Origin of the sequence: Sphingobacterium sp. CZ-UAM, from assembly GCF_002000245.1 — a bacterium.
Taxonomy (GTDB): Bacteria; Bacteroidota; Bacteroidia; order Sphingobacteriales; family Sphingobacteriaceae; genus Sphingobacterium.
In genome coordinates, this window is sequence record NZ_MTCM01000006.1 from 143,594 (window position 1) to 157,180 (window position 13,587).

The 13,587-nt window shown below is 40.2% G+C and carries 10 protein-coding genes; 7 read left to right on the forward strand and 3 right to left on the reverse strand.

Annotation, left to right across the window (positions count from 1 at the left end; translation table 11 throughout):
• Positions 1–157: 157 nt before the first annotated feature.
• Positions 158–619, reverse strand: a complete 462-nt coding sequence (locus tag BWD42_RS19915) for a hypothetical protein (RefSeq protein WP_077438159.1) — start codon at positions 617–619, stop codon at positions 158–160.
• Between the two features lie 213 nt (positions 620–832).
• The gene (locus tag BWD42_RS19920) at positions 833–1,492 is read right to left on the reverse strand and encodes a helix-turn-helix domain-containing protein (protein WP_077438160.1); all 660 of its coding nucleotides are present in this window, start codon (positions 1,490–1,492) and stop codon (positions 833–835) included.
• Between the two features lie 91 nt (positions 1,493–1,583).
• Here BWD42_RS19920 and BWD42_RS19925 point away from each other — a divergent pair, with 91 nt between their 5' ends.
• From BWD42_RS19925 to BWD42_RS19955, 7 genes are all read left to right on the forward strand, one after another.
• A complete protein-coding gene (locus BWD42_RS19925) occupies positions 1,584–1,973 on the forward strand; it encodes a YbjN domain-containing protein (RefSeq protein WP_077438161.1) in 390 nt (129 codons plus the stop codon).
• A gap of 4 nt (positions 1,974–1,977) precedes the next feature.
• A complete protein-coding gene (locus tag BWD42_RS19930) occupies positions 1,978–2,685 on the forward strand; it encodes a PspA/IM30 family protein (protein ID WP_077438162.1) in 708 nt (235 codons plus the stop codon).
• Positions 2,672–2,866, forward strand: a complete 195-nt coding sequence (locus tag BWD42_RS19935; RefSeq protein WP_175992102.1) for a DUF4177 domain-containing protein — start codon at positions 2,672–2,674, stop codon at positions 2,864–2,866. Before BWD42_RS19930 ends, BWD42_RS19935 begins: the two co-directional genes overlap by 14 nt.
• 9 nt (positions 2,867–2,875) lie before the next feature.
• On the forward strand, positions 2,876–3,598 hold the full coding sequence (locus BWD42_RS19940; RefSeq protein ID WP_077438164.1) for an OB-fold-containig protein: 723 nt from the start codon (positions 2,876–2,878) through the stop codon (positions 3,596–3,598).
• Positions 3,599–3,699: 101 nt separating this feature from the next.
• The gene (locus tag BWD42_RS19945; protein ID WP_077438165.1) at positions 3,700–5,814 is read left to right on the forward strand and encodes a flotillin family protein; all 2,115 of its coding nucleotides are present in this window, start codon (positions 3,700–3,702) and stop codon (positions 5,812–5,814) included.
• An 81-nt stretch (positions 5,815–5,895) separates the two neighbouring features.
• A complete protein-coding gene (locus tag BWD42_RS19950; RefSeq protein ID WP_077438166.1) occupies positions 5,896–7,329 on the forward strand; it encodes a serine hydrolase domain-containing protein in 1,434 nt (477 codons plus the stop codon).
• Between the two features lie 20 nt (positions 7,330–7,349).
• A complete protein-coding gene (locus BWD42_RS19955; RefSeq protein WP_077438167.1) occupies positions 7,350–12,194 on the forward strand; it encodes a DNA repair ATPase in 4,845 nt (1,614 codons plus the stop codon).
• Between the two features lie 148 nt (positions 12,195–12,342).
• On the opposite strand, the gene BWD42_RS19960 is transcribed toward BWD42_RS19955, so the two are convergent.
• Positions 12,343–13,584, reverse strand: coding sequence for a hypothetical protein (locus BWD42_RS19960; RefSeq protein WP_077438168.1), 1,242 nt, complete (start codon positions 13,582–13,584; stop codon positions 12,343–12,345).
• Positions 13,585–13,587 lie beyond the last annotated feature (3 nt).

Sequence of the window (13,587 nt, forward strand, 5' to 3'; positions counted from 1 at the left end):
CCAAATATATCTATTCATAAAAACAAATAATTGTTAAAAAATCGCATTTATCTTCTTTTTATACATATACCAAGGACTAGAATAGCCTTCCAATTGTAACAAAAACAGGGCTTGAGTCAAGAGTCATTGACAATAAATAAGATAACAATAATCAGACCTATTCGGCTGTTCCCATTTTCGACTGTCTCCAGTCCTCCAATGGAAGATATTCTCCCGAAACGATGTCCAAGATCTGGATATTCTTACAGTCACTCTTGTCCAAATAGAAATGATAATAGGGTTCAAATCTTTCTTCACTATTATATCCTGCGGTAAGGGAATACAACTCCTTTCCATCCTGTTTCAAGCTATCGATCATAAACGAGATATTGGCTTTGTGATCAGTCAAGCTATCCAAATTTCTTTTGCTTTTCTCAACCTCTTTCAGCGCCAAGATTAATTTCATCGCCTTTTCTGTTGAACAACCAGTTTTCTCGCCCATTTTAGCTGAATTTTTAATTTTCTCTACAGCTGGTTTTTGAGGTATTTGGTCACTTTTCGCTTTATTAGACTCATTGTTTTGACAGCTGATAAAAACAAAGAATGATATCAAAAGGACAAATAAGATCTGTTTTTTCATTTGTATAAGCTATTTGTTCGTCAATTATTTTTAGATTAACGTGTTATTCTTAAGTATTTATTTTCAATGGCATTCATGAGCTCGTTTACTCATTAAATTGGTATTTTTGAGCTCAATCATTCGGTTCTTCGGTTCACGCTGCCTTTGGTGGTATACCTGTTGACCCCATCGGTTTAAATGAGCTCGTGTTTGGTTCCGAACACCAATGCTAACCTATATTCTTTCAAATTTACCATACAATTTCCAGAAGTTTCCCTTCTCGGCCAATACAAAGTCTACTTTTTTCCAAGCGTTTAACACCAGGCTTATTTCTGTTTCTACCATCGTATATTTTCCAATAAAGAACTCCTCCACAGAAAAACACAGACCAAAGGCATTATTTAGTGTATGTAAGCTTTCAATATCAATTTCTTCAAAAAATAGAATCGACTGTGCTGTTACAGCAAAATCACCAGGTACTGGTATAGCATTCATATACTCTATCGCAATAAAACGATTGCGGCTCTGTAGGGGGAATTCAATCACCGGAAGCTCATTCAATTTTGACACATAGGTACAGGCATCTAACAATACTTCCCTTTCCAACAGCGGAACCTGCGACAGTCGTTTGCCACCTAATGTAGGAGTATCGGGTTGAAAATAATCGTTAAAATTAAGGATCTCATTAACGGATAGATTTTTTTCAATCAGATGCTGCACAGGAATGCCAAAATAATTTGCAATTTTTAAGACAATCTCGATTTTTGGTTCCGCACGCATCTCTTCGTAAGATGAAATATTACCCCTAGTGAGATTAAAAACATCTCCAAAAGCCTGTTGACTCAATCCTTTCACCTTTCTCAGCTTCTTAATATTATTCCCGACGTTACTCATTTTAAAAAAAAATTAATTTTTTCTTGCAAAATATTTTTGCAATTCATTATCTTTATGCAAAGAATATGTGCAATATATAAAAAACTTGATTATGTACTTCTCAAAAATTGAAAATTATATCGCCAATATCGGTTATAACATCACCCATAAGGATCAAAAAGAAGGTGTTTTTGTTATCGAAAACGAAGATGATGGTATTCGCAATCTCATTGTGGGCATTGCGCAGCCGATCATAATTTTCGAGCAGTACCTGTTTACCATAAGCAATGAAAACATGGACATGTTCAAATCGTTGCTGATCAAAAATAGAGATATCATCCATGGTGGTTTTGCCTTGACAGAGGATGGCAAAAAGGTCATATTTCGATATACCATGCAAATACATAATCTTGATCAAAATGAATTTGATGCAGCCATCAATTCACTGAGCCTTTTGATCAGCGAATATTATAATCAGTTAATTAGTTTTTCAAAATTATAGAATAATGAATATTTTTAAGAGAATTTTCAGAATCGGTCAAGCAGAAATCCACGCTGTAGTGGACAAAATGGAAGACCCCATCAAAATGACGGAACAAGGGATCCGTGAGATGAAAGAAGACCTGGAGCAATCGCTAGAAGCATATGCAAAAGTAAAGGCCTTAGCCATACGTACGCAGAATAACTGTGAAAAGAAAAAAGAAGAGGCCAATGAATTTGAAAACAAAGCTATTTTATTATTGCAAAAGGCTCAAAAAGGTGAACTTTCTCCTGAAAAAGCAGAGAGCTTAGCCAAAGAGGCCTTACTACTGAAAAAACAATTGTTGATCGAAGCCACTGAGCTGGAAAAACAGGCGACAATTCATCAAAACTCTGCAGAAGAGTTGCATAAAAATGTGGATATACTTAAATTCAATATATCTAAATGGGAAAGTGAATTATCAACCTTAAAAGCAAGAGTTAAAGTATCGAATGCGGCTAAAATGGTCAACCGGCAACTAGCCAATATAGACTCTAACAGCACCATTTCCATGCTGGAGCGCATGAAAGAAAAAGTCGAAGAGGACGAGGCTCTGGCCAAAGCTTATGGTGAGATCGCAATGGGCAACAAAAGTAAGGTAGATGAAATCAATGAATCCATTGGTGGTTCAGACTCCGTCAACAATGAACTGGAAGAATTAAAACGAAAATCAAATGGCGATGCGGAGATTTGAGTATAAAACGATCAAGATCGAACCTAGTGGTTTCTGGGGAACCAAATTGGATCCGGAGAAAATCGACGAGATCCTGAATGATCTAGGTAATCAGGGCTGGGAATTGGTCACCATGCAAGATCTTGAGGTCAATGGTCATTCTTGGTCCTTTCATTACACCTTCAAAAGAGAAAAAATTTAAAAAAATACGATGACAGAATTAATCAATATCTTGTTCAACCCATTGTCAAATGGCATCATGACGGTTCTGACAGGCCTGTCTGTAGTGTATTGGTTATTTATGTTCCTCATGGGGGATGGTGTGCATCTATTTGATGCGGATGCAGATGTGGATTTACACCCTACCCCCGATGTGAGCGACGTAGATGGTTCACATGATATTGATGCCGGGGCTTCGGATCATCCGCATCACCATACAGACTCTGACGCACCCAGCGAGCCGGGCTTTTTTGCCAAAGCAATGGATTATATCAATGTCGGCAAAGTGCCGATTATGCTTATTGTGGCCATGTTTAAGTTCATTGGCTGGGTGATTACTATTGTATCCTCGTTGTATATCGATGTCGCATCCTGGGGAATAAAGTCGGTATTGATCCTGATCCCTGTTTTTATCGTTACTTTTTTCTTAATGCATTTCCTGACCAAACCTTTAGCGAGAATGTTCAAAAATATTGGCTACAATGGCGAAGAAAGCCATGACTTCCTGGGTCGCATGGGTAAAATGCGGGCAAGCATTGAAGGTACAAAAATAGGTTCTGCTGAATTTATCATCCAACAAGACCCGATCCGTCTCAATGTCGTGAGCCATAACGGTGAAAAGATCGGCTACGGAGATGATGTCATTATCGTGGACGAATCCAAGGACAAAAAATATTATTATGTCACCAAGGAAATCACCATAGACAATATTTAAAATGGATGATTAAAACAGAACCGCCTTGCCAGCTATAAGCTTGCACGGCAAAATCTAAATACGCATATCTAACTACTAAAATCTAAATAAATACTAATCATATGCTATATCAACCTCTTTTATTCTTAAGCGGCTTAAACGGAATTATATTGCTAATTGTCGGTTTAGCTGTCTTTCTAATTTTTGCATTCTTTGTTGTACTGAGTGCATTCTATAAAAAAATCCCGCAGGGAAAGGCGATTGTACGGACAGGTGTCGGAGGGACAAAAGTTGCCTTTAACAAGGGTATGTATGTCGTCCCGGTTTTCCACAAGATGGAGATCATGGACATTTCCATCAAAAAAATTGAGATTGCCCGTATGCAAGGGGAAGGACTGATCTGTAAAGACAATATCCGCGCTGATATCAAGGTAGCCTTCTTTGTCCGTGTCAACAAAAATGTGGACGATGTGATCAACGTTGCCCAGAACCTAGGCTGTGACCGTGCCAGCGAACCTGAAACGTTAAAGAGCATCTTTGAATCCAAATTTTCTGAAGCACTCAAGACTGTAGGTAAGAAATTTGACTTCATCGAATTGTATGAAGCCCGGCGTGAGTTTCGCGATGAGATCCTCGACATCATCGGTACAGACCTAAACGGTTATATCCTTGATGACTGTGCTATAGACTATCTGGAGCAGACAGATATCGAACATTTGAATCCCAGCAATATCCTGGATAGTGAAGGTATCAAGAAGATCACTGAGCTGACAGCAAAACAAAATATCAATGCTAACTTCATCCGTCGTGACGAAGAAAAATTGATCAAAAAACAAAACGTCGAAGCACGTGAGGCAATCTTAGAACTGGATCGTCAACTTGCCGAAAAAGAAGAAAAACAAAAACGCGAAATCGACAATATCAGGGCCCGTGAGGAAGCAGAGATAGCAAAGGTACGTGAAGAAGAGCGTTTGAAATATGAGAGTGTCCGCATCTCGACCGAAGAGCAGCTGGCTGTACAGGAAGAAAACAAGCTACGTCAGATCATCATTGCTGAGAAAAACAAACAACGTACTGATGCTGTCGAAGCAGAACGTGTGGAAAAAGACCGCGCGCTGGAACAAACCGAACGTGAACGTATAGTCACTTTAGCTCAGATCGACAAAGAACGTTCGATTGAGACCGAAAAGAAAAGTATCCAAGGTGTGATCAAAGAACGCGTCCAATTGGAAAAAGGCGTTATCGAAGAACAACAAGGAGTCAAAGACATTGAAGTATTCCGTGAAGTAGAACGGAAGAAACAAGCAGGTGTTATTGCGGCATCACAAGAGGCCGAAGAAAAATTAATTTCTACGGTAAAAGCGGCTGAAGCAGCGAAAATTGCAGCAGAACAGGAAGCTGAGAAAAAAGTAATAGACGCCGAAGCAGCGCGTAAAATCGCTGAAAAACGTGCTCAGGAATTATTAATAGACGCCGAAGCGAAAAAAGAAGCATCACTCAAAGAGGCTGAGAGCCGTAAGATCATCGCAGAAGCTCAAGCGAAAGAAGAAGCCGCAATAGGTTTGTCGGAAGCCGAAGTAATGGTTGCAAAAGCCGAAGCCGAAGAAAAGCAAGGTACTGTACAGGCCACTGTGATCGAGAAAAAAGCCGAAGCCATGCGCAAAGAAGGTTTAGCACAGGCGGAAGTTGTTCGTGAAAAAGCACTTGCCGAAGCGAAAGGTATCGAAGAGAAAGCCGAAGCCATGAAAAAACTGGATGGTGTGGGCAAAGACCACGAAGAGTTCAAATTACAGTTACAGAAAGAACGTGACATCGAACTTGCCCAGATCAACATCCAAAAAGATATTGCGCAAGCACAGGCTGGTGTATTGTCCGAAGCGCTTAAAACAGCGAAGATTGACATCGTCGGCGGTGAAACCATGTTCTTCGAAAACATTGTACGTCAGGTGTCCAATTCCAAAGGTTTTGATCATCTGATCGATAACTCCAAACATGCAACTGATATCAAGAATTCATTGTTGGGCCCGGACGGGAAAGGTGATCTTGCGGAAAAAGTACGTGGATTAGCAGATAAATATGGCATCTCATCCAATGATATCAAGAACTTAACAGTTTCTGCGGCGTTGATCAAATTGCAACAAGCAGCTACCGATGCTGAGAACGGTGAAGATGCAGGTTTTATCAATTCCCTATTTGGATTGGCAAAAAACTTAGGCATTTCCAATAAAAAGCTGTAACCACATATATCATCTTGAGCCTTGTAAAGTATCAAATCTTTAACAGGCTCAAGATAATATTCTAAAAACCAAAGCAATCACATGATACGTTTTATCATTTTTCCTGCTTTCCTGTGCTTAAACATCCTGTCTCTAACGGCCCAGACTGTTCAGCAACGATTGGATTCACTATTCCAATTCCTAAATACGGACAGTGAATTGAGTGGAGCATTTTTGGTAGTCGACAGTGGTAAAGTTATTTTTGAAAAATATCTGGGGTTTGAAAACTCAGAGAAAACAAATAAGATAACGAGTAACAGTCGTTTTGAACTCGCCTCAGTCAGCAAGCAGTTTACTGCTATGGCCATTATGCAGCTGGAAGCACAGCGCAAGCTCTCTTATGAGGATGATATTAGCAAATATTTCCCGCATATAAAATTCAGAAATGTCCGTATCAAGCATTTGCTGCGCAACACTTCCGGAATACCCGAGTTCTTGGCATGGGCCCCACAATGGATTGACCGAAAAAAAATAAATACAAACCAAGATTTCCTAAAAGTAATTGAAACAAAGATTGACAGTACCTTATTTAAACCGGGTAATCAATATGCTTATTCCAATACAAACTACTTGCTTTTGGCCTTAATTGTAGAAAAAGTATCTGGACAATCTTTTGCCACCTATATGCAGCAGTATATATTCAAACCTGCAGGAATGGAAAACACAGCTGTATTTTCGGCACGATCACCCAATGCCAACCTAAAAAACTATGCTAAAGGAATGGCCTATGATGCGAAGACCAAGCGTTTCAAAAATGTTGATGACTTTCCTGCATTTAGCTATTTAACCTATTTTGATGGCGGAAGTGGCCCCTATGGAATAAGTAGTACGGCTCAAGATTTATTTAAATGGAATCAGGCTATTCAAAACAATACGCTATTGACGCGTCAAAATTTTATGAAAGCCATCACTGTCGACACACTCAATAATGGCAATTCAATTAAAATGGCAGGTTTGTATTATGGTTTTGGCTGGCTCTTTACTGACAGTACCAACAGCGAAAGCAAGATGCATTTTCACACAGGAGGATATCCAGGCTATAAAACGATCAACATTCGAGATTTTAAAGAACAAAAATATTTCATCGCCTTAATGAACAAATGGAATACGATTGATGTATATCCATTGACATCCGCTGTTAATGCAATTCTTCAAAAAAGAAAGACTCCAGTTATTGAACGTGAAAAACTTACAGGTGCAATTGTACTGATGGAGTTTCAGATCAAACAGCTCCTGGGAACATATGAATATACGAAACAACCTGAATTGAAATTCAAAATTACCGCGGATGATGATGGTAATCTATTTGCCCAATTATCGGGGCAATCAGCTATTGAGGTCTATCCCAGGAATGATTTAGAGTTATTTTATACGGCTGTACAAGCCGAGCTGAAATTCAGCAAAGAAAATGATCAGATCACAGCACTGACACTGTATCAAAATGGTCAGGAATTAAAATTCAATAAAGTTAAATAAGTCAAGAACTAGCGGAACTTATGCCAGAAGAAAACGTAATAAATCAGAACGACAGCCTTGACCAAGGTGCATATGAGATTATCCGAAAGCGACTTCTTACACAAAAAGAAGAACTAGCGAACAAGCTCCAACAGTTGAACGAGGCACGTAAAGAAGTCTTCAATTCAACGAGCTTTGTCCTCAAAGCCAATCAACGGATCACCACAGAAAACAACTGTGTTGCCCGCGGCATTCTGGCCTTGGACAATCAATGTATTTTTGGATATAATGTGCATTTTGGACTGCGTACCGAGATCAAGCTGGAAGATGTTTTCAGTGTTTATGCATTTGAGAAAAATCAGTTTATTCCGCAGTCCCTCGACCTGATCAACGACCAAAATTTCATCTCTGATTACCAGAATCTATATAAATACTACAGGGACTCCATATTCTCCAAATTTCGGAGGACAGAGAACTATCTGTACATGATCTTTCAGACCAGCAAAAATCCTGCTGACCTCAAAGCATTCAAATGGTTAATCAAAGATGGTAAGCTCCAGTATCAGGATGACCGCAGCATCCACGAAGTCAAATTACCCAACCAATTTGAATTTGACTGGACGAAAACCACGCTCGAAGACCGTCGACTGGGAAAACATCCCCATATATCCATTATGGATAAGATCTTTATTGAAGCGATCAACGGCGACATTACCTTCAAGATCGAGAACAATACGGACAGTGGCAAAGGGATCTATTCCGAAAAAGTAGTTAATGCAGACCAACAATTGGACGATGCCGATTATTACTATGCGGACCTCGGAAACCTTATTGCGGTACGTATCAAACCGTACCAGGAAGATTTCAGGGCTTTCGTCTACAACCAGCGCACAAAGGAAGTCGTCAATCTCAAATCACTGAATGAATCAGCTATATTGTTACCGGACAACCAGGGGATTATTTTTTCCAATGGATACTACTTACAAAATGGCACACACAAGGTTTTTGACGCCCAGTTTGAACAGGTATCATTCCTACGCAGGATAGCCTCCCCAAATGGCGAAGATTTTCTGTATATATTCTGTCAGGAGGAAACCAATACCTATATCCTACTGTCATATAACATTATTCAGCAGCATGTCGAGACCCCGATTATCTGCAACGGATTTACCCTGTTCAAAGATGGAAGCTTAATTTATTTCCGCACTGAAGCGGAAGCCACCAGACATCATCAGGTGCAGATCTGGGAAACACCCTATATGGCCATGCTCAAAGAAAATGAGCAGAAAAAAGATGATCCCCTTTATAAAGTAGGCAATAAACAAATCGTGCAGGCGATGGCCGAGGCACAGGAGGTTATACAGCTGATCAACAAAGAGGACAGCTACGAAGGTTTATACGAAGATATCCTCAAAAAGTCCACAGTTTTATTGGATTCCTATTTTTGGATAAAAGATGACGCTTTATCAAATCTTGGCCAGCCATTAACACAGATCAAGGAAGTCGCCAATACCGCTATTGATGAGTTCGTCAAAGTACAGGCGCAACGCAAACATGCCGCAGAATTAAATATAGCAGCAGAAAAGAAGATGGAAGAACTCACCTTCTCCATCAATAGTACTGTTGTGGACAAACTCGATCAGCTCGTCCATCAATTGGCCGACTCCCGTCGCCTTCAGGGTGAGATCATCGACCTTAAAAATGTAAAATATATTGATACGGTCAGGATAGATAGCCTATTGGAAAAATTGCAGGGCATCACCTCTGAGCTGGCCGAAAAAACCATTGCTTTTCTCCTACGTGATGAGGCTCTGCTTCCTTACGAACAAAAGGTGGAACAGCAGAAGAAAAATGTAGAGGCTATAGTGAAGGTCTATGATGCCAAAGCAATTGAGGAAGCCAATTCGGCCATTTCAAGCGAACTGGAACTATTGATTGATATCCTCAATAGTCTAAAAATTGACGACTCCACACAGACAACCAAAATCATTGAGAAGATTTCGGTTATTTTCTCCTCCTTAAATGAGGTTCGTGCACAGCTTACGCGAAAACTCAATTCATTAAAAAGTACAGAAGCGATAGCGGAGTTCTCAGCACAGCTGACTCTGTTGGAGCAATCCGTGACCAACTACCTCGAACTGTCCACGACAACCGAAAAGGTAGACGAATATTACACAAAAGTCATCGTTCAGCTGGAGGAGCTCGAAAGTAAGTTTTCTGAATTTGAAGATTTTGCTCTCAAGATCGCGGACAAACGTGATGAGGTTATCAAGGCCTTTAATTCCCGCAGAGAACAAATCGTTGAACAGATCAACAAGCGCACATCCTCGCTCGAACAGATCGGTTTTCGTGTATTAAAGAACATTGAGAACAAATCCAAGACATTCGCAACGCGGGAAGAGATCCTCAGCTTCTTTGCCTCGGATCTGATGATCGACAAGATCAGACAGTTGGTACAGGAGCTAAAAACACTGCAGGATGTCTCAAAAGCAGAAAACCTTGAAAATCTGTTAAAAAAATCACAGGAAGATGCCTTACGGGTTTTACGTGATAAAAATGATCTCTTTGTAGATGGCGAAAATATCATTGCACTGGGCAAGCATAAGTTTGCAGTCAATAGTCAATCCCTCAGCCTTACCTTGCTGCGCAGAAATGATGAACTGTATTTCCACCTGACTGGGACAAGTTTCTATCAAAAGGTGCAGACCGAGGAAATCAACAGTTTTAAGGACATCTGGGATCAGGAACTTGTCTCTGAAAATAAGGAAGTTTATCGTGCAGAATACCTCGCCTACAAAGCATTCCTTGCTTCGAAAGGACAACAAGATTTTGATGCCTCCTCATTTATCACACAGACTGTGGAGCAAAGTTATTCGGAAGGCTATGTCAAAGGAGTTCACAATGTGGATGCACTGTTGATCTATGATACGGTCAAACAGTTGGATACCAAATTGGATCTTCTTCGCTATGATCCCCTATTGCGTACGATGGCTCAGTTATTTTGGCAATCCCTTTCGGATGATCAACGGACAAAGCAGCTGGCACTGATACACTCGACCTACACGATATTAAAAACGTTTCCAAATTCAAATCGTTACCAGTCTGTCATTGATGAACTGACCAAGTTATTCAATGCATGGGAGACACATTTGGATCGCTCCACCATTCATGGCCGTGACCTCGCGACTTACCTTTTTCAGACGTTTACAAGCTACAATACCTTTGTCGTCAGTGAACAATCCGATGAACTGAAAAAGGCTTTTATTCGATTGCTGGAATCCAAGAAAAGTTACAAGCTATTTGAAGCGGATATTCAGAACGAACAATTTAGCTTGGTAGATCGCTTTTACCTGACTTTAAATTGGCTCAACTCCTTTGTGGATGAGCATCCGGAATATCTTACGCTACGCAAGTATATTGAGGAAGCAGCGATCATGTTGCTTTATCCGACCCATGCGTATCACCTGATCATCGCAAAAGACCAAGCACATATCAGTGGATTAAAAGGCAATCATGCGATCCTGAACAATGGAGAGGAACATATCCAATACCATGAGTTTATAGCACGTCTGGCGCAATTCAGTGAGTATAATGTCCCTCGTTTTCTCGCATTCTCCACATTGAAGGAACAGCTTGCGAAGTCCTATGCCAAAGAACTAAAGATCGGTGAGTTTGAACCCAAAGTACTGACCTCCTTTGTCCGTAATAAGCTGATCAACGAAGTTTACTTCCCATTGATCGGAAATAACCTCGCCAAACAGCTGGGAGCCGCAGGCGACAACAAGCGTACAGCCCGTATGGGAATGCTGCTATTGATATCACCTCCGGGTTACGGTAAGACCACCTTAATGGAATATCTGGCTAAGACAATGGGCTTACATTTCGTTAAAATCAATGGCCCGACCATTGGTCATTCAATTACATCCATTGATCCAGTTGAAGCGAAAACATCCGGAGAACGGGAAGAGCTCAAAAAGATCAACCTGGCTTTTGAGATGGCAGATAATGTCATGCTGTATCTGGACGATATCCAGCACTTAAATCCTGAATTCTTACAGAAATTCATTTCCCTTGCTGATGGTCAGCGTAAGATTGATGGCATCTTTGAGGGCGAAAGCAAGACCTATGATCTCCGGGGCAAGCGCTTCTGCATCGTAATGGCCGGAAACCCATACACAGAGAGCGGCTCTAAGTTTCAAATTCCCGACATGCTTGCCAACCGTGCCGACGTGTACAATCTCGGTGATGTGATCGGTGACACCGAAGCATTATTCAACCTTAGTTTAATCGAAAATGCGGCGATTGAAAACAGCTACCTCGAAAAGATTGCAAGCAAATCGTTTAACGACTTCTATGCCCTAGTCAATTATGCGCAGTCTGTTATGGATCAATTGCCCGATTTAGAGGGGAACTACCTGAAACAGGATATTGATGACTTTATCGCGGTGCTGCGACATGTACTGAAAATCAGGAATGTCGTGATCAAAGTGAATCAGAATTATATTCAGAGTGCTGCGATGCAGGATAATTACCGCACCGAACCACCATTCAAAATGCAGGGATCCTATCGGAATATGAGCAAACTGGTGGCGCAGGTGGTACCGATGATGAATGAACAGGAAATTGATCAGGTTCTTCTCGCACACTATGAAAGCGAATCGCAGACACTGACAGCGGATACTGAAAGTAACCTTTTAAAATTAAAAGAACTTGCCGAGCTGCTAAACCCTGTTGAACAGGAACGTTGGGAAACCATCAAGGAAATCTTCCGCAAGAACAATAAACATGGTGGACTGGCCAAAGACGATAAAGTATTCGGTCAGCTACTGGACTTCAATGAAAATCTGGAAGGTATTATTCAGGCAATTCGGGAGTATAGGAATTAAAACTTTTTACTGCTATCCCAGCTGACCTTTTTTGCCTGTTCAGCTGAGATAGCAGTGTTTTGATACGATTATCAACAAAATTTTTTAAGCATTAGCTACTTTTAGGTTGATTAATAATTACCTTTGATAGTATCAAATGATACTATCATCATTCTTTTTCTTCAACTTTCTCAGTTTTCTCAGGTGGGTAGCAAATACCTTCAGGCTTCGTTCGACGTTTGCATAGATCCAATAAAACCAGCGTTAATATATCTAATGTCTTCAGCAGTCGATTACGAGTTTCCAGCCCTTCTTCCCCCATACCCGCTGACCATCCACGCTCATATTGGAAAATGATTCGCCCATCTAAGACGGAAATATTTTTTCTCACATCAATTCCATAATATAATTTGGACAATGTTTTTTTCAGATTTTTCTGTTCTTTATTACTCAACGACTCTGGCTTCCAGAAGCTTAATTCTCGTTTTGGGACTGGACATCGCAAAAAGTCAGCCGCATCCGGATCCAACCAATCCTCCGGGAAATAGTTCGTTTGCAACAGTAACCAACCAGTCTCCAATAACCATCTTAATGTATAACGTAGATCATCAATCTCTATATTGGGCGGTTTATTTTCAGAAGGATTTAGTGGATATAGACTTAAGATGCTATCACGAAGATCTGTGTGATTCTTCTCATAAAAAATTTGTTCAATCCGTTCATAAGGACTTGCACTGCGATAGCCATCTACATAATCGGACGACAAATAATCTTTAATTAAATGCCTATTGGGTGGAGGGTAATCAATTTCAGCCCAATGATATGCCACAATGCATGCCTCATGTAATTTTAACAATTGTTCATAGGTCTCCAGTGGGGCATAATCTACCATCCACTCAAATAAGCTTTCGTCGTTTAGTACACAGTTTTTCCAATCACCAAGGAGATTGAGCCAAGAGGATAGATCCATTTTCGAAAAAAAATTCTTAAAGGCCTTTGGAAAGTTCTGGATCTCTTGTCTGGAGAGTTTTGTAAATGGGTATTCAAAATGGGCCAGATGATGATTGAGTTTTCTGTCCGCCTTTGAGCGATACTTCTTACTGCACCTATAAGGATTTTTATACCATTTTATATCGATCCAATCTTCCTTATAATGTAGCCGCTTTTTATGGTGTAAAAAATAATGACAGCCCTTGACCATCAATATAACCTTATCTAGATTCGCAACTAATTGCTTTCGTTCCTCCTCACTTTTGTTATTTCTTGATGTCAAAGCGATCAATATATTCCATAACTTCTCATTAAAGGCCTCAAAAGTATCATCTTGAATAGACTCAAAAATTCCCCCTGCTATTAAAAACCATGGGATTTCGTATTCATCATCTGGTTCTTTTAAATATTGGTTTTCCATAAT